Annotated in this window: 26 protein-coding genes; 10 read left to right on the top strand and 16 right to left on the bottom strand. The window is 50.5% G+C overall.

Features of this window, described 5'->3' with window-relative positions; all coding sequences use genetic code 11:
• Nucleotides 1–178: 178 nt before the first annotated feature.
• Nucleotides 179–1,423: a metallophosphoesterase family protein gene (locus DEF47_RS02175; protein WP_012190984.1), complete on the bottom strand. Its 1,245-nt coding sequence runs from the start codon at nt 1,421–1,423 to the stop codon at nt 179–181.
• A 136-nt stretch (nt 1,424–1,559) separates the two neighbouring features.
• Between DEF47_RS02175 and DEF47_RS02180 the strand changes: the two genes are divergently transcribed.
• Together DEF47_RS02180 and ygfZ are read left to right on the top strand one after the other, a co-directional pair.
• Nucleotides 1,560–2,165: a DsbA family oxidoreductase gene (locus DEF47_RS02180; protein WP_012190983.1), complete on the top strand. Its 606-nt coding sequence runs from the start codon at nt 1,560–1,562 to the stop codon at nt 2,163–2,165.
• Nucleotides 2,166–2,180: 15 nt separating this feature from the next.
• Nucleotides 2,181–3,164: a CAF17-like 4Fe-4S cluster assembly/insertion protein YgfZ gene (gene ygfZ, locus DEF47_RS02185; RefSeq protein ID WP_012190982.1), complete on the top strand. Its 984-nt coding sequence runs from the start codon at nt 2,181–2,183 to the stop codon at nt 3,162–3,164.
• A 111-nt stretch (nt 3,165–3,275) separates the two neighbouring features.
• On the opposite strand, the gene DEF47_RS02190 is transcribed toward ygfZ, so the two are convergent.
• The 10 genes from DEF47_RS02190 to DEF47_RS02235 all read right to left on the bottom strand — a co-directional run bounded on the left by DEF47_RS02190 (nt 3,276) and on the right by DEF47_RS02235 (nt 13,570).
• Nucleotides 3,276–3,599, bottom strand: a complete 324-nt coding sequence (locus DEF47_RS02190) for a hypothetical protein (protein ID WP_041304654.1) — start codon at nt 3,597–3,599, stop codon at nt 3,276–3,278.
• 68 nt (nt 3,600–3,667) lie between these two features.
• Nucleotides 3,668–4,750, bottom strand: coding sequence for a WXG100 family type VII secretion target (locus DEF47_RS02195; RefSeq protein ID WP_012190980.1), 1,083 nt, complete (start codon nt 4,748–4,750; stop codon nt 3,668–3,670).
• A 331-nt stretch (nt 4,751–5,081) separates the two neighbouring features.
• Nucleotides 5,082–5,828: a SanA/YdcF family protein gene (locus DEF47_RS02200; protein ID WP_287044945.1), complete on the bottom strand. Its 747-nt coding sequence runs from the start codon at nt 5,826–5,828 to the stop codon at nt 5,082–5,084.
• Nucleotides 5,758–8,133, bottom strand: a complete 2,376-nt coding sequence (locus DEF47_RS02205) for a response regulator (protein WP_012190978.1) — start codon at nt 8,131–8,133, stop codon at nt 5,758–5,760. Before DEF47_RS02205 ends, DEF47_RS02200 begins: the two co-directional genes overlap by 71 nt.
• Nucleotides 8,134–8,194: 61 nt before the next feature.
• Nucleotides 8,195–9,889, bottom strand: a complete 1,695-nt coding sequence (locus tag DEF47_RS02210; protein ID WP_012190977.1) for an ABC transporter permease — start codon at nt 9,887–9,889, stop codon at nt 8,195–8,197.
• Between the two features lie 32 nt (nt 9,890–9,921).
• Nucleotides 9,922–10,488, bottom strand: coding sequence for a DJ-1/PfpI family protein (locus tag DEF47_RS02215; protein WP_012190976.1), 567 nt, complete (start codon nt 10,486–10,488; stop codon nt 9,922–9,924).
• Nucleotides 10,489–10,494: 6 nt separating this feature from the next.
• The gene (locus tag DEF47_RS02220; RefSeq protein ID WP_012190975.1) at nt 10,495–10,773 is read right to left on the bottom strand and encodes an acylphosphatase; all 279 of its coding nucleotides are present in this window, start codon (nt 10,771–10,773) and stop codon (nt 10,495–10,497) included.
• 13 nt (nt 10,774–10,786) lie between these two features.
• Nucleotides 10,787–11,815, bottom strand: a complete 1,029-nt coding sequence (locus tag DEF47_RS02225; RefSeq protein WP_012190974.1) for an STAS domain-containing protein — start codon at nt 11,813–11,815, stop codon at nt 10,787–10,789.
• Between the two features lie 22 nt (nt 11,816–11,837).
• Entirely contained in the window at nt 11,838–13,202 is a 1,365-nt protein-coding gene (gene mnmE, locus DEF47_RS02230; RefSeq protein ID WP_012190973.1) for a tRNA uridine-5-carboxymethylaminomethyl(34) synthesis GTPase MnmE, read from the bottom strand.
• On the bottom strand, nt 13,202–13,570 hold the full coding sequence (locus tag DEF47_RS02235) for a hypothetical protein (protein WP_012190972.1): 369 nt from the start codon (nt 13,568–13,570) through the stop codon (nt 13,202–13,204). The genes mnmE and DEF47_RS02235 overlap by 1 nt, the downstream gene beginning before the upstream one ends.
• Before the next feature lie 264 nt (nt 13,571–13,834).
• On the opposite strand from DEF47_RS02235, the gene DEF47_RS02240 reads away from it, so the two are divergent.
• Entirely contained in the window at nt 13,835–15,172 is a 1,338-nt protein-coding gene (locus DEF47_RS02240; protein WP_012190971.1) for a cation:proton antiporter, read from the top strand.
• A 23-nt stretch (nt 15,173–15,195) separates the two neighbouring features.
• Nucleotides 15,196–15,561 carry a P-II family nitrogen regulator gene (locus DEF47_RS02245; RefSeq protein WP_012190970.1) on the top strand — a complete coding sequence of 122 codons (366 nt, stop codon included), beginning with the start codon at nt 15,196–15,198 and terminating at the stop codon, nt 15,559–15,561.
• Between the two features lie 201 nt (nt 15,562–15,762).
• On the opposite strand, the gene DEF47_RS02250 is transcribed toward DEF47_RS02245, so the two are convergent.
• The 5 genes from DEF47_RS02250 to DEF47_RS02270 all read right to left on the bottom strand — a co-directional run bounded on the left by DEF47_RS02250 (nt 15,763) and on the right by DEF47_RS02270 (nt 18,789).
• Nucleotides 15,763–16,191, bottom strand: coding sequence for an SWIM zinc finger family protein (locus DEF47_RS02250; RefSeq protein WP_012190969.1), 429 nt, complete (start codon nt 16,189–16,191; stop codon nt 15,763–15,765).
• 8 nt (nt 16,192–16,199) lie between these two features.
• Nucleotides 16,200–16,700, bottom strand: coding sequence for a gluconokinase (locus DEF47_RS02255; protein ID WP_012190968.1), 501 nt, complete (start codon nt 16,698–16,700; stop codon nt 16,200–16,202).
• A gap of 72 nt (nt 16,701–16,772) precedes the next feature.
• Nucleotides 16,773–17,702 (bottom strand): bactofilin family protein, encoded by a 930-nt coding sequence (locus DEF47_RS02260; RefSeq protein WP_012190967.1) that lies wholly within the window; start codon nt 17,700–17,702, stop codon nt 16,773–16,775.
• Nucleotides 17,699–18,235, bottom strand: a complete 537-nt coding sequence (locus tag DEF47_RS02265) for a hypothetical protein (protein WP_012190966.1) — start codon at nt 18,233–18,235, stop codon at nt 17,699–17,701. Before DEF47_RS02265 ends, DEF47_RS02260 begins: the two co-directional genes overlap by 4 nt.
• Complete coding sequence (locus DEF47_RS02270) at nt 18,232–18,789, bottom strand: sigma-70 family RNA polymerase sigma factor (protein WP_012190965.1); 558 nt, start codon at nt 18,787–18,789, stop codon at nt 18,232–18,234. Before DEF47_RS02270 ends, DEF47_RS02265 begins: the two co-directional genes overlap by 4 nt.
• A gap of 271 nt (nt 18,790–19,060) precedes the next feature.
• Here DEF47_RS02270 and DEF47_RS02275 point away from each other — a divergent pair, with 271 nt between their 5' ends.
• The 6 genes from DEF47_RS02275 to DEF47_RS02300 all read left to right on the top strand — a co-directional run bounded on the left by DEF47_RS02275 (nt 19,061) and on the right by DEF47_RS02300 (nt 23,617).
• Nucleotides 19,061–20,446, top strand: coding sequence for a CpXC domain-containing protein (locus DEF47_RS02275; RefSeq protein WP_012190964.1), 1,386 nt, complete (start codon nt 19,061–19,063; stop codon nt 20,444–20,446).
• A 94-nt stretch (nt 20,447–20,540) separates the two neighbouring features.
• The gene (locus DEF47_RS02280; RefSeq protein WP_012190963.1) at nt 20,541–21,680 is read left to right on the top strand and encodes a glycosyltransferase family 9 protein; all 1,140 of its coding nucleotides are present in this window, start codon (nt 20,541–20,543) and stop codon (nt 21,678–21,680) included.
• Between the two features lie 48 nt (nt 21,681–21,728).
• Nucleotides 21,729–21,929, top strand: coding sequence for a DUF4177 domain-containing protein (locus DEF47_RS02285; RefSeq protein WP_041304652.1), 201 nt, complete (start codon nt 21,729–21,731; stop codon nt 21,927–21,929).
• A 59-nt stretch (nt 21,930–21,988) separates the two neighbouring features.
• Nucleotides 21,989–22,384 carry a hypothetical protein gene (locus DEF47_RS02290; RefSeq protein WP_012190962.1) on the top strand — a complete coding sequence of 132 codons (396 nt, stop codon included), beginning with the start codon at nt 21,989–21,991 and terminating at the stop codon, nt 22,382–22,384.
• Between the two features lie 45 nt (nt 22,385–22,429).
• Nucleotides 22,430–23,035 carry an SCO family protein gene (locus tag DEF47_RS02295; RefSeq protein WP_012190961.1) on the top strand — a complete coding sequence of 202 codons (606 nt, stop codon included), beginning with the start codon at nt 22,430–22,432 and terminating at the stop codon, nt 23,033–23,035.
• 18 nt (nt 23,036–23,053) lie between these two features.
• A complete protein-coding gene (locus DEF47_RS02300) occupies nt 23,054–23,617 on the top strand; it encodes a copper chaperone PCu(A)C (RefSeq protein WP_012190960.1) in 564 nt (187 codons plus the stop codon).
• Nucleotides 23,618–23,873 lie beyond the last annotated feature (256 nt).

The following is a 23,873-nucleotide window of genomic DNA, read 5'->3' on the forward strand; positions in this document are numbered from 1 at the left end:
GCTGGCATCCATCCATCGATGAACCAGCCTATCCGTGGTTCGTCGCAGCAACCTACCCTTGGAAGCTAACCCCCTCTCCTGCACGCGAGGCGAGGGGGAACCACCGTATCAATCATGAACGTTGGAATGCCCCTCGCTCACTTACTCTTTTTGATTTTTGCCTTCTGACTTTTGCCTTTCATGCTTGCTCACGTGCTTGTTCGGCTTTGATCAAGTCATCGGCGGCTTTGAGCATCTGTTCGCGGCGAGTGGCGCTGATATTGCTGCTTTCAAGGTAGATTTCGAGGGCGCGGCGTGGAGTTAATCCTTCATTCAATTCGCTGGCAACCGCAGCATAGCGAGTGCGTTCGCTGCGTTGGGCCTCAATCGCAATGCTGGCGATCACATGGGTTTCGGCAGCCTCGAGCAAGCGTCGCAGTTCAGTCTCATCAAGCTGTGGGCGTTGCTCAGCAGTAGCGCTAATTAACAAACGCACCACCGCGCCATTTAAATCGCGCTTGCTAATCGCTTGGGCCACCCGCTCCATGGGGTCGCTGCTGCCAGTTACATCAACTTTGATCGTGACGAATGGGCGCGGATGCACCGCAATTGGCTGATAGCTGGCATCTTCCCAATTATTTTCAATTTCAACAATTACCACTTGTTTTTGCTCAGATTCCTCGCTAAAATCGATGCGCTCAATCGAGCCAGGGTAGATCATTGGGGGATTTTCGCTGAGCACTTGATAGCGGTGAATATGGCCCAAGGCGACATATTGAATGCCTGGCTGGGCCAAAAGTGATGGCGGCAGAATCAGATCATTGCCCAACATGACCGAGCGTTCAGCGCCATAGGTGGCATTGGAAACAGTGCCATGAAAGGTCAAGATCGCTGGTAAATCGCCGCGCAACCGCTCGGGCACTTGTTCGAGCCAAGCCCCTACCCGCCGCAATAATTCAGCTTCGAGTTCAGCAAATGGCAACTCACGAATATCATCTTTGGTCAAAATGGCGTGGCGGCTGATCCATGGCACGGCCACAATTTGAATGCTACCGGCGCGAGTTTCGATCGTATGAATCCCAAGCCGATCGGCAATTGTTACCCCATCGATGGCGAGGGTATCGAAAATTTCGACCGAATGAGCTTTGCCTGCGGCGGCTGAAACATCGTGATTGCCAACCAACATAAATACGGGAATGCCCCGATCGAGCACACTGCGCAGGCGACGAGCAAATTCACGTTGATGGGTTGGGTTGGGCGTGCGGTTTTTGTAAATATCGCCAGCAATCAGCACCAAATCGACATCATGCTCGATGCCAATCTGCAAAGCCTCGGCAAACCGATCAAGATAATCGATCAAGCGGGTGTTGAGGCCAGTTGTGCTATCGATTCGGCCATAATTTTCCATGCCAATGTGAATATCTGCGAGGTGAAGAATTTTCATGCCCAAGATACCTTTAATAGCTCATGTGTTTGGTTAGTCTACCACAATCGGCGGCTCATGGTAGACTGAAAAGGCCGCCAGTTAATCAAGCTTGTTTGGGCTTGGCGGTTGTTCTTGCGCGGAAAGGATTTTGATCATGTCGGTTAGTGTCGATGTCTGGTCGGATTTTGTTTGCCCCTTTTGTTTTCTTGTTTCAACCAATCTCAAACGCTTGGCTGAAACTCACGATATTCAATTAACTTGGCATGCCTTTGAGTTGCGGCCATTTGGTTCGCCGCCACCCGATGCGCAATATCGCCAGTTTATCGCTGAGAAAACGCCAGCGATGGTGGCAATGGCCAAAACCCAATATGGCGTGGATATTAATCAAGGGCCGTTTGGTATTGATAGCCGTTGGGCGCATCGAGCGGCCAAATGGGCTGAGCAACAAGGCCAAGGCGATGCGTTTGCCCAAGCCGTGCTTTCGGCCTACTGGTTGCAGGCCCAAGATATTAGCCAGCCTGCGGTTTTAGCTGCCTGTGCCGAAGTAGTGGGGCTTGATGCTAGCAATCTCGCTGCCATTCTCGCTGATCCACTGTATGATGCTGCGGTTGAGGAAGATATTGCTTTAGCCCAGCAACTCCGTTTGAGTGGCGTGCCCGCGAGTGTATTTGCCAAGCGCTACTTGGTGGTCGGCGCACAACCCTATGAAGTCTTTGCTGATGTGTTGCAGCAAGCCAACGAGCCACCAGCCAGCAACTAGAGGAGGTTGTTAATTATGAATGAACAAGCCTATCGGGCCGCCAGCGAGCATGCAGTCTATCTTGATCGCTCGTCGGCTGGTTGTATCGAAATTACTGGGCGCGATCGTTTGGTCTTGATCAATCGGCTCTCGACCAATGCAGTGCTCAATTTAGCGCTTGGCACTGGCCAAATCACCGTGCTAACCACCAATATTGGGCGAATTATCGATTTAATTACGGTGTTTGCAATTGATGATGATACGATTTGGGTGATTACCAGTGCCAATCGCGGGGCACAATTAACAACCTATTTTGGCCGCAATAAGTTTTATGGCGACCAATTTAAAGTACGCGATGTGACCGAGAGCGTCCATCAGATGCGGGTGTATGGTAGCCAAGCCACCGCAATGCTCGAACGCTTGACCAGCCAAAGCTTGGAGCACGTCGGTTTATGGCAACACCTCAGCGCTGAAATCGACGGCTGCCCGGTGCGTTTAGCGCGAATTCGCCCGATGCGTGGCGCTGGCTGGGCGATTTTTGCCGATCTTGCGGCAGCCGATGCCTTGTGTGAAGCCTTCGATGATGCGAATGCCGCCTTGCTTGATCGCCCAACCTACCACACATTGCGAGTTGAAGCTGGCTATCCGGCGCTGAATGAACTCAACGAGGAATTTATTCCGCTTGAAGCTAATTTGTGGGATGCAGTCAGTTTCAACAAAGGTTGTTATATCGGCCAAGAAATTATTGCCCGCATGGATAGCCGTGGTCGTTTGGCCAAAAAGCTACAAGGTTTAGGCCTAAGCGGCGCAGTTGAAGTGCCCGCAACGCTAACTAAAAATGGCCAAGATGCTGGTACTTTGACCAGCGTGGTATGGTCGCCAGCCTTGAATCAGTACATTGGTTTGGGCTATGTGCGCACTGGCCACGAGCTTGGTAGCGAATTGACTATTGGTGAGCAGCAGGCTACCGTGGTTGAATTGCCGTTTATTGCTCAAACTGAACCAACGACGGTTGAGTAGGATTGCCTAAGGCTTGGAATGCCCCTCGCCCGCCGTAGTGTGCGAGGGGTTAGGGATAAGGCACAATTTTGTGGGTTCACGGATTACGACCCTCTATCTACTGAGCGCGTTTCAGGGTTGGGGCTGCGAATCAATTTCGAGCCAAGCACCACGGTCTTCAGGAAACATCATCGCCAAAATAGTATATTTCTGACCGTTGATCATCAGTGGTTGGTTGAGCGAAACCGTTTGTTTTTCACCGACAACCTCAAATTGTTGCGGGCGGACTTCGATAACTGCTGATGTTTCGCCGCGCCGATAACTGCTTAGATGCAACCAAACCCCTGCCTGAAACTCACTTGGTGGTACACTACGCTTCAAAATAAAACTATCAGGTTTGGTTTGATTATATTCAGGGAGGGTTGGGTTGGTAATTGGGGTTGGATTACTATTCATACCACATGCTCCTAACATGATTAATAGACTGCTGATGACAATGGTTTTCAACACCTTTCGCATAGGCTTTAATCCTTTTCATTAACCGCTACTTGCTCATAATTCGCTTTAAATTCATCAAAAGAAATTGTGGGATGCTCTGTGCCCCAAGGATTATATAATGTCACAGTTTTATTATTCAGGTCAACGTGCTGTACCACATACGCATGATCTTCAGAAACAAATTGAGGGGGATTATTTAATTTATCAGGTGTCCCAGTCGTAACAGCATCGCCTTGGTCTACCTGACGTTTCAATGTGGCAAAATCAACATCGGCAACATTTGTATGGACTGAATCATTACCAGTAAGCAGCTCAATAAACTCACCAGCATTACCAAGTTCAATATTCGCATAGCCTCCCTTATATTTAGCATAAGCCTTTTCAATTAACATTGGCCACATTTCTGAGTCATTGCTTAATTTTGCAAATGCCGGATCAATAGCTCCTTTCGTATGAGGAAATTCATTGGTTACAGTGACTTCAACCGTAGAACGCATACCAAAAATTTTTTTGATCCCACTCTCGGCTTCAGGATGGAAGGTCACTGTATAGGTTCCATCGCCATTATCACGAATAGCCTTGCGAATCACATCTGGATTGGTTTTGGCAATCGCTGCTAAGCCTGCCATTAAATAACAATCACCTAATAAACCTTGTTTGACATCATCCATCGCAATTGCATTGCTATCCCCAGCTCCTTGGGCAAAGACTGGGTGCTCCAGTCTACGATATTCAAGGTTTGTCAGGGTAGGGATATTCGCCGAAGGATTTCGATATGTGCCAATTACTGGCAGACTAATTCCGTCAAAAGCTCCCTTGAACAGGCTAGCGGCCTCAGTTTCAGCCTCACGCAAAATCGAATTAACGTTTAATGTGACCTGTTGAGCAGTGATTAATCCCTCTTTTAATCGGCTTAAGCTTGGAAAAATCGTCGTTTGCATTTCATCGAAAAAGGCTTTGGCTGCCGTTCCATGCCAATCGACTTGTAATTGTTGATAGGTTTGATTGAGTTGTTGATGGAGTTGGCTGACAATTTCGGCTTGGCGTTGGAAGCGCTGACTCTGTTGGTCTATTTGTTCATAATCAATCAAGACAATTGGTGCTGGCATATAACTCCTTCACTAGCTGGAAAAGATCACGATTGAAGTGGCTCAATAGCTACGAATGGCAGCTCTCAATTAATTATCTTGAATATATCAAAAACTGTAATTGAATGTCAATAACTTGGTAATATAATAGCAAGCGTATAGAAGATTTTGATGCTACTTAAGGTTAGGTGTATAGGGCAGATAAAAGCTATAGTACCTAGATGGATTGACATTGATTAATACCCCTCATCTGCTGCCTAGCGAGGCGAGGGGAACTAGCTCAATCATCAAAGAGGGAATGCCCCTCGCTCGCCGCAGTGGGAGAGGGGTTGGGGTGAGGGCATCCTAATAATCACTTTTGGGTGCTGGCGATTTCGCCTAAGCCGACAGCTGGCCCTAAAAAGGTTGGTTGCGGCTGGCTGATGTGAACCTCAAACAGGGCTTTGCAACGGGCCAGCCATTCGCGGGTGGTGTAGCGAATTTGGGTTGCTGGCGGATAATAGGTTGTGCTTTGCTCGGGCTTGAAATTCCAATCGGGGATGCTCAGGCCAATCGCGGCCACGCCCAATTCACGACACGTATAAATTGCTCGAGGGAGATGGTAATCTTGAGTGACGAGAATTGCTTGATTTACGCCGAAAATGGCTTTGGCGCGGTAACAAGTTTCGTAGGTGCTGAAGCCAGCATAATCACGGGTGATGGCGCTGGCTGGTATGCCGTGGGCGATCGCATAATCACGCATCACGCTTACTTCATCGTAGTTGGTTTGGCTATTATCGCCGCTCATGAGCAAATGCTGGACGCGGCCTGCTTGATAGAGCTGAATTGCGCCATCTAGCCGCTCACGCAGGGCGGCGCTTGGTTGATTGTAGCGAATACCAGCCCCAAACACGATTGCAACTGGTTGGCTTGGAATGCTGGCCACATCAGCAAAACGATAATCGGCGGTTGCCCAGCGCACCCAACCATTGACCAGCAACAGACCTAAAATTGCCAGCAATGCCAAGCGTAAGCCCAGCTTAAGCAATTTACGTGGTTGTAGGCGGTTGCTCAACGCGCCGCCGAACTTGCTCGCGCACCAACGCCAAAATCTCTTCACGCCGCACATTCCCCTTACTGACCACCCGTTCAACGGTCTCTTCAAGCTGTTGCCGCTCTTCTTCAGTGAGTTCTTTGGCCGAAACCACAATAATCGGCAAATCGCGGAATTGCTCAAGCTCTTGTAAGGCAGCGATCGTTTCGAAGCCATCCATTTCGGGCATCATTAGATCGAGAATCATCGCGCCAAATGGGCGGCTATGCAATGCGCCCAAGGCTTCGCGCCCGTTGGCAGCCTCATAGACTTTCCAGCCAGCGCCTTCGAGCATGCGTCGCAGCATCGCCCGACTATCATGATCGTCATCGACCACCAAAACCAATTGGGTTTTGGCATTTTGCGGGTCGATACAACTCCGTAGCGTGCGCAGCAATTGGCCGCGATCAACGGGCTTAATCAAATAATCGTACACCCCAAACGAAACCCCTTGGTTTGGCTCGGCCACAATCGTATGCATAATTACCGGAATTGTGGCAATTTTGGGGTCGGCCTTGATTTCGGCCAAAATCTCCCAACCATTGACATGGCCTGGCAACAACACATCGAGCAAAATTGCCGTTGGATGATGATTGCGCACCATTGCTAAGCCATTTTCGCCATCAAATGCGCTAAGGACGCTCCAGCCCTCGCGCTTGAGCGTGCGCGAAAGCAGATGATGGACATTGCGATCATCGTCGATAATCAGCACTTTGGGTTGGTTGTTGTTGGCATCGCTGATAATAACTGGCGCTTCATCAAGTAACGAAACTGGAGCCATATCGATGACTGATTGCGGTAGGTGCACGCTGAAGGTTGAGCCAACGCCTAATTCACTTTGTACCCGAATATCGCCGCCGAGCAATTGAGCCAAGCGCCGACTTAAGGCCAAACCCAGCCCAGTGCCGCCATATTTGCGGGTGGTCGAGGCATCGGCTTGGGTAAATGGCTGAAACAAGCGTGATAATTGGGCGTTGCTCATGCCAATGCCATTATCATGCACGCTGAAATCAATCCAGCCCTCTTCTTCGCTTGGTTGGACGCGCAAGGTAATGCGGCCATGTTCGGTGAATTTCGCTGCGTTGCTCAGCAAATTGACCAAAATCTGGCGTAAACGGGTCTCGTCGCTAATCATCGTCAGCAAGCCAGCTGCTGATTCGATCACCAAGCGATTTTCATTTTTGATGATCATCGGATCGACGGTTGAGCGCACATCGTGCAGCAGTTGGGGCAGCGAAATTTCCTCAGGCAAAATTTCAACCTTGCCCGATTCAATCTTGGCCAAATCCAAAATATCGTTGATCAAGGTCAGCAGATGCCGCCCTGAGAGGCGAATCCGATCGAGATCTTCGATCATTGCGGTTTGGCCGAGGTCTTCACATTCTTCTTGGAGAATTTCGCTATAGCCGATGATCGCATTGAGTGGGGTGCGCAATTCGTGGCTCATATTGGCCAAGAAATTACTTTTGGCGCGATTGGCTTCTTCGGCCACAAATTGCAAGCGTTGGGCATGATCTTTGGCTTGCTCAAGTCGCTCGATTTGGCCACGAATCGTTTGGGCCATGGTATTGAACATCGCAGCGAGGCGGCCTACTTCATCATAGCGGCGAATTGGAATATCAGTGGTAAAATCGCCATCGGCAAAGCGTTGCGCTCCGTCGCGTACCAACTTGAATTGATTGCCGACCCTCCCCAGCAGATAGTAGACGAACAGACTTAGCAATACTAGTATCGCCAAACTGCGCCCAGTCAGTGCCACAATCATGCGGCCATTTTGCTTGGTAATTGTTGCTTCAAGTGCTTCAGATTGATCATCAATGATATCAGAGAGCACTTGGGTGGCCTCGTCGAGTTGATCGGCCTGTTCGTCGAGGATTTTCCAAGCAGCCAGTTCTGCGGTTGAGCGGGTTGGCGCTGATTCTTGGATGCGTAGGTCGATTTGGGCGAGGTAGGCAACTCCGGCATCTTCATAGTCGGCGCTAAGTTTTTGTACATTCTCAAAGGCTGTTTTGGTTTCTGGGTTCGGCTGCATGTTCTTGAAGAATTGTTCAAGCTCTAGGCGTTTGTCATCGAAGGCTTGGCGATAACGGGTATAGTGTTCACGCTCCTCGATTTCACCTAAGGCATAGGCATCGAGCGCATGGGCTTGATATTGAGTGTAGAGGCTAATTTCGCGAGCTAAACGTTCGGCATCTTCTAAATCGATCACATATTCAATATCATTATTGAGCATGCTACGCTCAACAACCCCGATGATATTTAATCCGGTCATTAAGCTCAAAATGATCGCTGCAATTGTGATCATTGTACGGCGTACCGACCCGCGTTTCATGCAAACTTCCTTAGCCAAGCCAACTGATTCCATTGCTATTATACTCTATGCTGTCTAGCGATCACCATTCGCTGGTTTGGTCGCGAAATCGCTCTAAAAGCAGAAAACTTATGAAGGTCACACCCATCAAAAGGCTGCTCATCGCTAAGGCTTGGCCATAGTTGCTGGCTCCTGGTTGGCCTAAAAAGCGAAAGATCACGACTGGCATGGTGGCGGTGGCTGGGCTGGTTACGCTTACCACCAGTGCTGCTCCAAAATCGCCCAACGATACAGTGAAGGCAAATAAGCCTGCGGCCATGATGCTTGGCAACAGCAAGCCTAAATCAACTTCACGCCAAGCCTGCCATGGTTTTGCACCCAACATCCGCGCAGCTTCGCGCAATTGTGGGTTCAAACGGCGCAAGGCTGGCACCATGGTGCGAATCACAAACGGCAAGGCTAATAGGGTGTGAGCTAGCGGCAACAAGCCCGACCAACGCCGCAAATCAGGCGTTTCCCAGCCCCAAAATTCATATGAGCGAAAGGCGATAATATAGCCCAAGCCGACTGTTACCGCCGAGGTGCCTAAGGGCAGCATCAACACGCCATCGAGCAGGCGGGTTAATCGGCCTTGGGGTTGGGCCAATAGATAGGCGCAGGGCAAACCAAAAACTAAAGCCAAGATCGTGGTAATGCCCGCATAGCGCAATGAGTTGAGCATGGCTTGGGTTGGCGGCACATAGGCGTAACTGCCACGCTGATTGATCCCCAGCATGCGAAAATACTCAAGGCTCCACTGACCTTCGATCCGCAAGGCTCCTAGCACCAAACTTGCCAGCGGCAGCACGATTAAACTGCTAGCAAGTAGCATAACCCCGCCAATTGCCACGCGACTTGGCCACGTGCGAGCGCGACGTAAGGACAATGCTTGGGCTTCTTGAGGCACGCTGCTACGCCGAACCAGCCGCGTATAAGCCAAGGTCAAGCCCAAACTGGTGAGAATTTGCAAGAGCGAGAGGGTTGCTGCGATCGGCAAGTTAAATTGATGAATCGCTTGATCATAAATTTCGACTTCGATTGTGCGTTGCTGGCTGCTACCCAATAACAGCACTGTGCCGAAGGCTGAAAACGTGAAGGTAAACACCAATAATGCTGCTGCCAACAAGGCGGGCATTGCCAATGGTAAGGTCACTTCGAGCCAAACTCGCCAGCGTGGCGCACCTAAAACCTGAGCCGAAGCCTCTAAACGTGGATCGTGATTGCTCCAATAGGCTGTTAGCAAACGCACCACCACCGTCAAATTGAAAAAAACATGGGCGATTAAAATCATGCCAAGGCTTTGCTCAAGCTCCAACGGCGGCTGCGCCAACTCCAACCAAGCCACGAGCCAGCGATTGATTAAGCCACGCTCGCCCAATAGTGCTCGAAAGGCCAAAGCAACCACAACGGTTGGCAGCACAAACGGCACGGCAATCAGTGAGCGCAGCAATGCTCGCCCCGGAAATCGATAATGAGCCAAAATATAGGCGGTTGGCACGCCCAAAAGCAAGGTCAACATTGTTGAAAGCGTTGCTTGCCAAGCACTCCAAGCCACAACTTGTAACAGGCTGCGATTACTGAATACCATTTGAATGGCCGCGCCAAGGCCTTTTTCGGCAAACGCGCGTTGCATAATTGCCCAGAGTGGCACACCAAAAAAGAGCACAAAAAAAGCTAGCGCAGGCAAGGCCAAAATCCAATACAGCCATTGAATGCGCCGCTGATGAGTATTTGACATAAAGTTTCTCAACTAGCCAAGCTGGAGCGATGTTAGCGCCATTCGATCCGTTCGGCGACTTGGGCGCGTAGTTCGGGGCTAAACCATGTTTCCAATAAGGCTAGCGCCAAATCGATGCCTGCCGAAACCCCTGCCGAGGTGGCGATTGGTGGCGTGATGGTATAGCGTTGTTGGCGTTCGACCGTAATCTGGCTATTTTCGGCCAACAGATCCAGTGCGGTGTAGTGGGTGGTGGCCTGTTTGCCATCGAGCAAGCCCGCCGCTGAGAGTACCAACGCTCCTGTGCACACCGAAACAACCCAGCCACGCTGCTGTTGCTGGCGCAAATAATCGAGAATCAGGCTGTTGTGGCGAGCATGAGTGCGTGCGCCAATCCCACCTGGCACTAAAACCACATCAAATGCTGGGGCATCGGCAAAACTATAATCGGGCTGAATTTTCAGGCCATAACGAGCTTTGACTGTTTGGGTTTGCTCGGCAACGGTGTTAATCGTCAGATCAACCCAATTGCTCGCCATGCCAAAGACTTCGAGTGGCCCGATAAAATCCAGTTCCTCGGCATCGTTGAAAATCAGGATACCAATTGATTTAATGCTCATAATTAATTACCACGCAATATCAAAGGTTGGCTCACGGTGGGTTGGCTCTTGCCAAGTGACCTCAACATGTTGCACTTTGGCATGAATCGGGCCGCTATAACACCAGCTGATCATGCGCTGCACGCCAGCTTGGCTGCCCTCGAAAATCGCTTCGACGCTGCCATCGGGCAAATTCTTAACCCAGCCACCAATTTTGGCCAAACGCGCTTGATCGCGGCAGGTCGCGCGAAAATTGACTCCCTGAACCGTTCCAGTGACAATCACATGAGCCCGCGTTGTTTCCACATATCCCCCTTATTTAGCGAAGTTCTAAGGCTGCCGCCAAGGTCGGTGCTGACAGCACGGTTTGGCGGTTGAGCTTTAACTGTACCATCATTGGAGCTACTTCGGGTTGTAATCCAGCCAAAATCACCCGCGTGCCTAATAATTTTGCCCCTTGGATAATTCGTTCAAGCATGGTCAGCAAGCTATCGGATGCTACCAGAACGCTGGTTAAATCGAGAATTAAGGTATTTGCCCGTTGTTCGTGAATATAGCTTAGCAAGGAATCTTCCACCGCTTTGGCGCGTTGGGTATCGAAGCCTCCGATTAACGGCAGCACCACCACATCATCGCCGACGGGCAAGGCCGCCACAGTCAAGGCATCAACCGTTTGGCGCAGTGTTGTTTCGGTTGAAACTAATTGTTGATTCGAGGTTTCCAGCCGAATCGCCAAGGCGGCTAGTTCGTCGGAGCGTTGCTGCATTGCTTGGCGCGATTGTTCTAATTCATATTCACGTTGATTAATGACGTGGGTCAAAATAGTGATAATTGCGCCGGTACCAAGTAATAAAATTGTTTGTGAAACGATGGCAAGATATTTATAATTATCACTGACACTCATCATGATCAGCGAATTGGGATCGCTAAAGCTCCAAAAAAGCGTAATTTCATTGATAATTGCAATCAAATGAATGATAATACTCATTGCTGTTGCAGCAATAATCCAGCGTGCCCGCCCCAAAATGAAACCTGTGCCCATTAACTCAATACAAATAATCGCAAAATTATACGATACAAAACCACCAATATTATGATTGACCACGGCTACAGTAATCGAACTAGCAAAATGCAATACGAACGTTAATGGATATAAATTGTTTGGCTTGAGTAGGAACATATAGCCAACAATTAATAATCCATGGACAATCGCCACATAGAAATTAATTTGTGATTGAACATTGGCCCAATCAAAAATTGAAATTGGCAAAAACAAGGCGGTAATGCCGAGCATAATTCGTGCATACAATTTGGCACGTTCGACGGGTAGCTGCTTTGAATCGGGCACGGGTGGCTCCTTGTGGGCGTGATTATTTGCCAATACAAAAGCGACTAAAGATCATATTCAATAAATCATGTTCGACAGTTTCGCCAGTAATTTCGCCTAAACTAGCGATCGCCTCATGCAAATCGATCGCAATCAAATCAACTGGGCGGCCTTCGCGCAAACCTTGGATGGCTTGTTCTAAGGCGGCATTGGCACGGCGCAAAGCCTCGCGGTGGCGTGGATTGGTGACTAAGCGGGCATCACTGAGCGGCAAACCACCAAGCAACTGTTCGGCTACCATTGTACCTAAATAATCCAAGCCTGTGCCAGCCTGCGATGAGATTGCGATGCTGCCACGGAGCTTGGGGTGAGTTTGAGTCAGCGCGGTTAAATCAGCGTGTTGGCCTAAATCGGCTTTGGTAGCAATCACGATTGTGGGTCGTTCATGAGTTAATTGGGCAATTGCCAAATCTTCTGGGCTTAACGGCTGCGAACCATCGATCAACAGCAACACTAAATCGGCTTTGCTGAGAGCGGCGCGTGAGCGTTCGACTCCAATTCGTTCGACTACATCATCGGTTTCAGTAATCCCCGCAGTATCAATCAGCACCACTGGAATTCCGCCCAGATTGGCGGTTTCTTCCAAGGTATCGCGGGTTGTGCCGGGAATGGCGGTGACGATGGCTCGTTCGGTGCGCAACAGGGCATTCATCAAGCTCGATTTGCCAGCGTTGGGCCGACCAACCAAGGCAGCGCGTGCCCCTTCGCGCACAACCACACCTTGATCGGCCCCAGCTAGCAGTTGGCTGAGCAGGCTTTGGGCTTGCTGCAAGGGCTGTTGTAATTCCTCGCTGGGCACATCATCTTCGGGAAAATCGGTGAGGGCTGTGACATAGGCCAAGGGATACATCAGCTGCTCGCGCAATGTGCGCAGATCACGCGAAAGCCCGCCGCCCAGCTGATCGAGCGCCAAGCTAAGCCCCAAGTTGGTTTGGGCTTCGATCACATCGAGAGTTGCCTCAGCTTGGACTAAATCGATGCGGCCATTGGCAAAAGCGCGTAAGCTAAATTCGCCTGGGTTGGCTAAGCGAGCGCCATGAGCTAGAGCCAAGGTCAGGGTTCGGCGCAAGGGCAGCGGGCCGCCGTGGCAGTGAATCTCCAAAATATCTTCGCCGGTGAATGAGCGTGGCCCCTTAAAAAAGACCGCCAACACCTCATCGACAATTTGTCCATGCTCATCGAGCACATGGCCATAGCGCATTTGGTAGGAGCGCCAAACGCCTTTGCGGCGCGGTTTGATCAAGGCTTGGGCGATAGCTAAGCTTTGAGGGCCGCTGACCCGAATAATTCCAACCCCACCAACGCCAGGTGGGGTAGCCAACGCAGCGATCGTATCAGCATAGAGCATTAGCGCAACCTCGATGTGCTGGTCAAGGGCAGAGTTGCGGGCATGCTTTGGACATGGCAAAAGCCACAGGTTGGCGCAAAACTATGGTTAAAACTGGGTGCGGTCGGCAATCCCGCGTTATGGCAGGTTTTGCAATCGGCGACCGCCACCGACAAATCATGGTTTGGCAATTCTTTGACATCGGGGCCATAGGCGGCGGCAAAGGCAAAAACCCAAGTTGCCACAATCACCACGCCAGTCATGGCAAACATCAAACGCATCGGCCAACTGCGCATCATCGCACGGTAGCGAGCGCGGGCAGCTGCTTTATCGAAAACCGGCGCAGCATCTGGCTGCTCATCGGGCAGCATTTCAGGTGCATCGCTCATAGGGCAACATCCTTCTAGAATTGAGCTAGTTAATCAAATCGGCTAGATCATATCATACTGTGAGTTGGGTCGTGTGTTTGACCAAGCCGATTTTTTCGGGTACAGTTCTTGCATAGAGGCCCATGCCCAAGTAAATACTGTCTCGTGGTCGAGGCAACCATGGTGGAGTCAGTCGCAGTAATGCGGCTTTTTTAGTTTAGTTTTGGTTGATTTGACGGATATAGCAGGGTATAGCCGCAAGCACGACCAAATTAGGAGGAGCGTATGTCGCTGGTCTTGGTTCAATCCAACGTCGCCCCTTCGCCTGCCGCCGCTGCTGGAGGCGATGGAATGTCGCCGCTGTTGCAGTTGGTGTTGGCTTTGGCCGTTTTGATCGCCGCTGCCAAAATTGGTGGGCTTGTGAGCACCAAGCTCAAACAACCTGCCGTTTTAGGCGAGCTTTTAGTGGGGATTTTGCTTGGCCCCAGTGTTTTGGATTTTCTCAACCTAAGCTTTTTCACGAGCACCCACTTACAAGATACGGTTTTTGAAATCGCCGAAATTGGGGTGATTTTCTTGATGTTTGTGGCTGGGCTTGAGGTCAAATTGCCCGATCTGCTGGCGGCGGGCAAGGTCTCGACAATTGCTGGAGTGTTGGGGGTCATCATCCCATTGCTTGGTGGTTTTGCTCTCGCGTGGTTCTGGCCTAATAACTATTCATTCACCAAAAGCCTGTTTATTGGCATTTTGCTGACTGCTACCAGCGTTTCGATTTCGGCCCAAACCTTGCTCGAATTGGGCAAACTGCGCTCGCGGGTTGGGCTATCGTTGTTAGGTGCGGCGATTGTCGATGATGTGTTGGTAATTGTCTTGCTTTCGACCTTTGTGGCCTTGACGGCGAGCAGCGGCGGCGGGGTTATGACTGTGCTGAGCATTGTCGGTGTGATGCTGCTGTATTTCGTGGTGATGAGCATTTTTGGGCTACGCGCTTTGCCATGGATTATTCGTAAAGCTGCTAAATTGCCAATTAGCCAACCGCTGGTGAGTACGGCACTGGTGTTGGTGCTATTTGCCTCGTGGAGCGCCGAAGCCTTGGGTGGAGTGGCGGCAATTACGGGGGCATTTTTGATGGGCGTATTTTTGGGCCGCACGCCCTATCACAACCGGATTGAAGATGGCGTGCAAACCTTGACCTATGCCTTCTTTGTGCCAATTTTCTTTGCCAGCATCGGCTTGCATGCCAATATTTTCTCGTTGCCAAGTGATTTGGTGGCCTTCGCCGCTGTGCTGTGTGTGATTGCTGTGGTTACCAAGATTGTAGGTTGTGGAATTGGGGCAAAAATTGGCGGCATGAACAATAAAGAATCGTTGCAAGTTGGTTTGGGCATGATTTCGCGGGGCGAAGTTGGCTTGATTGTGGCCAGCGTGGGTATTCGCCAAGGCATTATTGGCGAAGATGTGTTTGCCATGACCGTGCTGATGGTACTTGTAACCACCTTGGTTACTCCCTTATTATTACGCTGGTCGTTTGGCAACGAACAAACACCCAAAGATCAAGAAAAGCCCAAATCTGAAAAACCCGTACTCAAACCTGCCCATGCTGGCGAAGAAGCAGGTCATTAATTGGCTTTACAAAGGAGTAAATAATGAATCAACCACAAGTCGAATCGTTAATGTTTATTTTGAATGATGTTGATCTGTTAAATGAAGTGCTGCGTGTGTGGGAAGAACATGGCGTGCGCGGCGTGACGGTCTTGCGTAGCACTGGCCTTGGGCGAATTGGCAATGCGCTGTATCGTGATGATGCGCCCTTATTCCCTTCGCTACGTGAATTGCTTGAAGATGATGAGATGCATCACTTTACACTGTTGACTGTGGTGCAAAGTAGCCAAGTTGAGCAATTGGTCGCAGTGACCGAGCAAATTACTGGCTCGCTCAACAATCCCAATACTGGCTTGATCTTTACCATGCCAATTAATCGGGTCTTTGGTGGAACCCGCAATTTCGAGTAGCAATTAGGGATCAGTAAGTTCCGATCCACGAAGAGCACGAAGAGCACGAAGGATGATGAGGCTTTTGGCTATGGAATACATGCCCCTGAAAAATTAAATGTGTTCCGATAGCCAAAAGCCTTTAGCCTATAGCCAACCAACATCGCTCTGCGCCTCTGCGTTAAATGCTGCTTTCTATTCCCATAACAACCGATTCCCTGCCTAAAACCCCAACCGCTCGATGTGTTGTTCGACCAAGGTCGTAATTTCGGGGTGTTGCTCGGCTACATCAAGCAACAAGCTGCGAATTTGGCTATCATCTAGTTCATCGAGGGTCGCCCGAATTGGCGGGCGCTGCACAACTTGTTCGGGGCAATACAGCAGAAACAGCAGCACCGCAACGCTATGTTTGCAGATCGGGCCATAATCATAGGGGCAGGTGCATTGGGTTGAAATCTGTTCAGCATTTTTGGTGTGCACTGCAACATCATAGAGATAATCTTCGCTGCCACACACCACGGCCTGAATCATATTGCCGCGTTGCAGCACTGATTCAACCATGCCACTCTCAAAGTATTCTAAGCCGCGTTCAAAACTGCGTTCGCCAGCCATCGCCTGAATTTGCGCATCAGAAATCACTGGAAAATCCATAACCACCTCTAGCTGGTAGGAGTTGTTAAATCGAGCATCCATCTTTGAATACTCTCAACCAGCGTTTTAGGTTCAGCATCGACCGTCAAGGTTAGGGCATTACTGGGCATTTCCAAGGTGGCTAATTGGCTTGCTAACAGGCTGCTCGGCATAAAATGATTGCTGCGCTGTTGCAAACGCGCTTGAATTAATGCAGGATCGCCGACCAAATGCACAAAATGCACCTGTTGATCGACTGCTAAATAATCGCGATATTCAGCCCGTAAGGCCGAGCATGCCAAGACTAAACTACAATTTTGGGCCAAGACGGCGCTAATCTGTTCGCGCACTAAGGCTAGCCACGGCCAGCGATCAGCATCGGTTAATGGCTGGCCGTTCGCCATTTTTTGGCGATTGGCCTCAGGATGTAAATCGTCAGCATCGATAAATTGCCAAGCTTGAGCCGTTGCCAATAATTGGCCAACCGTGGTTTTGCCCACTCCACTCACGCCCATAACCACAATCACCATAGCAACTCCGTTTAAATCAAAAAGAGGAAGTTGGTGGTTGCCAACTCCCTCGAATGCGAATCTGTGAGAGCTTTAGAACTGGAGGCTATGGCGTTGAACCACAGTGGCGCGAAGCAGGAACATCCCGCCGATACCAACCCCAGCGCTAAGATAAAACCAGATAAAGGCTGCTGGTAAGCTGATTGCTGCCAAACCAACGGATGGCAAGACTACGACCAAGCTGCCTACCAAAACAGCGGCTGGCCCTTGCAAATTGAGTCGTTGACCAATCACCATGGCAATTGCGGCCAAGCCAATCAAGTAGGGCACTTGGGCAATCAGTAAGAGCACCGGCAAAACTGCCAAGCCAATCAGCGAGAAGATCAAGAGCAGCGCGACAATCCCAACAACCGCCACCGAGAGTACTGACCACATCAAGCCCAAGCCCAAAGCACGTTGGCTGGCTAGGCGAATAATTTGAGCACCGCTAGCAACCGAGCGTGGCCAGATCAAGCTGAGCAAGGTGGCAATAATCGTGGCCAAAATCGCCAAGACTACGGCTAGAATCACGCGGGTTGCGGTAGTTAGGGTTTGATTGCCTTCAACTGGCAAGAGCGCAGTTGCCCCGCTATCGCTGACATTACCATTGAAAATAGCCCCAGCTTGGGCTACATCAGCACCTTGTTGCAACTGAACTTCGCCTGTGGCTGCCATCACATTGCCTTGAGCAACGGAATCGGCCTCGAAGGTCACATTGCCAAACAAACTGACCACATCGCCTTCGACTGAGCCACGCACAATAATGGAGCCGGTGACTGAAGTGACATCGCCTTCAACTACCCCATCGATCACGATAGGCTGGCTGATGGTCGCAACGTCGCCACTTTCGGTTGAGCCGGCCCGAACCACCAAGGCCTCGCCATCGGTTCGCAGAGCTTGAGCAAAGACTAAAGAAGGTGAGGCAATAATAATTAAGGCTAGAATAACCCAGCCAAATAACAAGGCTCGTGGATTGCGGTTCATCGTTCTACCTCCACAAGCAGCGCCGGTGAAGGGGTCAACAAACGTCGCCAGATCATCAGTGCTGCACCTGCAAGCACAAGAACACCAAGCAGCAAGGGAATGCCAACCAAGCCAAGCGTTGCCGCCATGGGCTTACCCGCCAGAGTCAAGGCCAAAACCCCGCGGCCAGCGGTCGAATCGACCCCGCCAAAGGTTGTGGCAGGCAACGAGCTATCAAACAAGACCCCATAACCGCCCCACAAGACGATTAATGTGACGAAGCCCAGAACCACACCCCACAGCACACGTTGACGTAAGGCACGGCTACGGGCTTGAGTTGCGGCAAGCGCAGGAGTCGCAGGTAATTTTGCCATTAGGCTGGCGGCAAAATTCGGCGGTGGAATAGCCGATTTGGGAGCGGCTAAGGCGGCGGGCAATTGCCCAAGTTCATCGAGGCACATTGGGCACTCCTGTACATGGCGAGAAATGGTTTGTTGATCGTCAGGGTCATCTGGTTGCTGAGCACGTAGCTCGCGAATTGAACGGCATGTCATAGCTCTGCTCCTTGTTTATCCAACGCGGCAGCCACCATGTTGCGAGCACGATGCAGCCGAGTTTTAACCGCACTTTCTGATAGCCCCGTAATATTTTCGATCTCCTGATAGGAGAGATCATTCCAGTAGCGCAGCACTGCTACCAGCCGATAGTGATCGGGCAAAGTAGCTAAGGCACGTTGGACGGCATCGCGCAACTCACTACGCAATGCTGAACGTTCAGGACCATCATCGGTACTTGGTAGGGCAAATGCCAAATCATCAAGTGGCACTATCGGTCGCCGTCGGCGTAAGCGGTCAATGCAGTAATTCGATGCGACTGAAAAGAGCCATGTAGAAAACTTGCGGCTTTGATCGAACGTTTCAAGCTTGGTATAGGCCCGGATGAAAATTTCTTGAGCGGCATCTTCGGCCTCGTGGCCATCGTGCAACATCCGGTAGGCCAAGTTGAAAATTGGCCCTTGATACAGCTCGACAATCCGTTGAAATGCAATTTGGTCGCCACGAATTGTCGCCCGCACCAGCGTCAATTCTTCACTATTGATCTCTGTCACGCGGTTCTACCTCGCACCACTATACTCGGTACGCGCTGAGCAAGGGTAATGTTTCATAGTCGAGAGGGGATTGTTGTTTCCCATCGGTGTGATACAAGCTATGGTACCTAAGGATGGCCTAAATGGCAAAATTGGCTTCTACTACTAGAAGTTTGATGATTTTTTTGGCAATCAATCATGTGAATCCAATAGCCCACTAATAGTATTCTGCTACAACCTCGCGTATAATGCATAGTGGCTTTTAATCGTGTTCGTTGAAAGGAATTGCTCAATGACCAATCCACCACAAGGGCTGGAAGAAACCACCCAAGGTGGCCCGCAGCGGCCTGTCGTGCCGCCACAGCGGGTTCAAATTCGCTGTCAAAATTGCCAAACGCCGTTTGTGGTGGCACTTTGGACATACGTCGATGTTGGGGTGCAGCCTGAATTAAAAGGTGCGATGCTTTCAGGTCAATTAAATGTCGCAGTTTGCCCTAGCTGTGGCGCTGGCGGCATGCTGGCCTCACCCTTGATCTACCATGATCCTGAAAAGAAGTTTTTTTGGACGCTCTTTCCGCAAGAATTGAATTTGCCAACCGAGGAGCAAGAACGCTTCGTTGGCGAGGCTTCGAAAGTGGCTATGCAATTGTTGCCACCCGATGCGCCACGTGGCTATTTGCTGACTCCCCGCCGTTTCATCACCATGCAAACCATGCTCGAAACCTTGTTGGAGAGCGAAGGCATTACTAAAGAGGTGATGCAAGCGCAACGCCAACGGGTCGAGTTGCTAAGCCAATTGGCCGAAGCACTCGAGGCTGATCGAGCCGAGAATTTGCTCGATTCAGATCAAGGTAAATTGGCCCAAGTGGTGGCTGCTAACAAGGCGGCACTGGATGGCGAATTTTTCCTCACCCTCAATTCCTATATCGAAGCTGCCTTACAACAAGGTCGCGAAGATAGTGCCGAAATGATCGGCGAGTTGAGCCAACGGGTGATGCAGTTGAGTGGCTTTGATCCGGTAGCCGCTGGGTTACAAGAGCCAGCCGTCGAAGATGTGGTTGCCGCTTTGCGCGATGCCGATGATGCCAGCCTCGAAGATGTGATTAGCAATTATCGCCCGTTGATCGATGATGAAACCTTTGATGCTTGGGATGCCCAAATTGCTGCCTTGCCCGAAGCAGACCAAGCTGAGGCTCAAGCGCGACGCGATCATATCTACACCACGCTGGAGCGTATGGATGCTGAAGCCCAAGCCATTTTTGAAAAAGCCAATGGCCTGTTGCGTGATGCCTTGCAAGCCGAAGATCCGCGGGCGTTGTTAGTTGAGCGCCATAAAGAGTTAAGCGAAGCCTTTTTCGTGGTGATCGATGCCAACTTGAATGCAGCGATGCGTACCAATCAGCAAATTATTGCCGAGCAATTGATGTTGTTGCGCCAAACTGCTGCCGAAGTGTTGCAAGAGGCCATGACTCCTCAAGAACGCTTGATCAATCAATTATTGAGCGCTGAAACTGCTGGTGATGCTACCAAGTTGCTGCGCAAAAACATGGCTTTGGTCAATGGCGATTTCGTCAAGGAAGTCAACGAATTGGCCGAGCAAATGGAAAAAGCTGGGCGTAAGGAAGTCGTCGAGCGCCTCCGCCAAGTCGCCCGCGAATCGGCGAGCCTCCTGTTTTAAGGTCAAAAATCAGAAGTCAAAAGGCAGAATAGTTGGTGTAACTCGATTATAATAACCAAGGATTTTTGCCTTTTGATTTTGCCTTTTGATTTCTATGAAAGCTTTACTACGTTCGACAATGGTTCGAGGTTTGGCGCTGGCGTTGGCTGGTTTTACCCGCCCAGCACCAGCCCAACCTCAACGAATTTTGGTGATTAAGCCCGATCATTTGGGCGATGTTTTACTGTTGACCCCAGCGCTACGGGCCTTGCGCTATAGCCAACCGCACGCCCAGATCAGCGTTTTGGTTGGTTCATGGGCTACCCGCCTCTTGGCCGACAATCCTGATCTTGATGCGATTGAAACCTGTGAGTTTCCTGGTTTTGTGCGCGGTGCGCAACCCTCGACCTTGGCTCCTTATCGCTTGCTTTGGCGCGAAGCTGCCCGTTTACGAAGCATGAATTTTGATACAGCCTTGATTGCCCGTGATGATCATTGGTGGGGCGGCTTGTTGGCGCTTGGGGCTGGCTGTGGCCGCCGAATTGGTTTTGCCCATCCCTTGGTTGCGCCAACCTTAACCAAAGCTCTAGCGTGGAATAGCAATGAGCATGTTACCAAGCAAGCCTTGGATTTGGTGGCAGCGCTCGGTTCAGATCAACCACAAACCCAAACGTTGCGGTTTATGCCAAGTGCCGCTGAGCATGCTTGGGCTGAGGCTTGGCTGGCGCAGCATCAGATTCAAAAACCATTGGTGGCAATTCAGGCTGGCAGTGGCGGCGCAGCTAAATTATGGCCGGCTGAGCGTTGGGCACAGGTCGCTGAACAATTGGCAAATCAAGCCCAAATTGTATTAACTGGTGGGCCAGCCGATGCTGTTGATGTGGCAGCAATCAGCCAACAGTTGCAAATTCCCCATTTGAATGCAGTTGGTCAGGCCAATTTGGGCCAATTGGCGGCCTTGTTTGGGCGTTGCGCTTTGGTGTTGGGCGTGGATAACGGCCCTTTGCATTTGGCCGTGAGTCAATCAACCCCAACCATTCATCTGTTTGGGCCAGGCGATAAGCGGCGTTTTGGGCCTTGGGGCGACCCAACCCGCCACGTTGTGATCGATGCCGAATTAGCCTGCTCGCCATGTGGTGTGTTGACCCATTGCCCACGCCAAACCAAACCCAGCGAGTGCATGACCGCAATTTCCGTCCAGCACGTGATCGGTCACGCCAAACGTCTGCTTGATCAGGCTGGAACCTCAATTTAGCAGGCTACGTATCATCAAGGCAATTAATTTGTTTTGAGGAAAAGCGTTATGCAACAGTGGGAATATCATGTTGAACTTGTGGATATTGGGGGCTTCTGGGGGCCAAATGTTGATCCAAGCATTATCAGCCGCATGTTCAACAAAGCTGGCAACGATGGCTGGGAAATGGTGAGTATTGTTGACATAAATAGTGGTAATGGCCAGAGTTCGCGCTTATTGGTAACGTTTAAGCGTCCACGCCCAACCTAGCAATAATCGGTTTAATGCCTGATTTGAAGCCATGCAGGCTATGGTATAGTAGCGCCATCATGAGCGCATTCAAGCATCAGCCAACGCGGCATTGGCCTCGGCATATTCAAGCAGTCAGTTGGATTATTCTGATTCAACTGGCTTTGTTTTGCCCAATGGCCTGTATTGCCCATTGCTGGTGGTGGAGTATGCCAAGCCATTCGGCTGGCGCAGCGCAGCATAGTGCCACGATGTTGGTGTGTGAATTGCATGCTGAACATAGTGATTCTGCGCCGCAGCCAATCCCCCCCTTACCCGCTGGCTTGGCAGCCTTTTACCCAATGGTGCTGTTGCTGCTGGCTGGTTGGGTGCTTGCTTCGCATGGATGGCGAGGTTTTGCCCAGCAGCATGCGCTTTGGTCAACCTATCATCCCCAAATTATCACGCCCCCGCCACGAATTAGCGCATTCGGCTAACTCTTTGTATCCCAATTACGATTAAATTGCATAAGGATGGGTGCTATGAAATACGCTCATTGGCTGTTTGGCTGTGTGCTGCTAGGGCTTGTCTTGAGTTTAAGCAGTTGTGGCACAGCCAGCTATCAGATTATTCGGCCAATTGACAACCCAACAGCAGCGCCAGATTTTACCTTGATTGATCAGCATGGTGCCGATTTTCATCTGGCTGAGCAACGTGGCAAAATTGTAATTCTCTTTTTTGGCTTTACTGCGTGCCCCGATGTTTGCCCATTGGCTTTGGGGCTTTCGTCGCAGGCTCGCAAAAAACTTGCAGATGATGCCGATAAGATTCAAATTGCCTTTGTAACGGTCGATCCAGAGCGCGATAATCCCGCAACGATTGATCGCTATGTTTCGCTGTTCGATTCGACGATTTTGGGTTTGAACGGCGAAACTGAGGTGGTTGAGGCGGTCAAAAAGGCCTATGGCGTGCATGCCGAGCGCCGCGAATTGCCTGATTCGGCCTTGCAATACACCATCGACCATACCGCTGGCTTGTATATTATCGATCAACAAGGGCGCTGGTTTGCCATGGCCAACCACGATGTTGATCCAACACTTTTAGCAACTGATCTTGAGACGATGTTGCAATACATCGATGTTGAATAATTCTAGGAGCATCTTTCAATGAAACGTTTAATGCTTGGTTTATTGGTCTTGATCTTGGCTGCTTGTGGTTCGGAAACCACCTCAACGACCGCTCCTAGCACGAGCAATGGTGCAGCAAACACGCTTGGTTCATTAACAATTGAAGGCTCATTTGCCCGTCCAGCTTTTGCTGCTGCCACGATTATGCAAACCCCAACCATGGCAACCACGCCAGTTAGCCCAACGATGGGTGGTGGTATGAGTGGTGGCAGTGCCATGATGGGTAGCAATAGCGCCGCCTATATGACAATTCGCAATAGTGGCACTGCTGATAACTTAATTTCGGCCTCAACCGATGTTGCAGGCAAAGTTGAGTTGCATACCGTCGTGGCCGATGGCGATGTGATGCGGATGGAACAGGTCGAAAAAATCGAAGTGCCAGCTAATGGCGAAGCACTTTTGAAACCAGGCGGCTTCCATGTAATGTTGTTGGAAGTTAAGCAAGATCTCAAAGTTGGCGATACGATTGATTTGAGCTTGACTTTTGAAAAAGCTGGCACGATTACGCTCAAAGTGCCGGTGCAAATGCCTAGTGCCCAATAAAGAGCATAGAACATAGAGCATAGAACAAGAACATAGCTGTAATGGTTTATGAGGTTAACAACCGCCATTATTTCCTCACCCTCGTTCCCGCACGCGAGGCGTGGGGAATCGCTTCAGGAGTACTCCCCCTCGCCCGCCGCAGTGTTTAAGGGCGGACAGGGACGCACACCATGGGTTCACACAACGACCTCGGGTTGGTATACTGGGTGGTGACGAAACCAAACCCATCCCAAAACCGAGGTCGTATGCCGAGTAT

This window comes from Herpetosiphon sp., from assembly GCF_003512625.1.
GTDB lineage: Bacteria > Chloroflexota > Chloroflexia > Chloroflexales > Herpetosiphonaceae > Herpetosiphon > Herpetosiphon aurantiacus.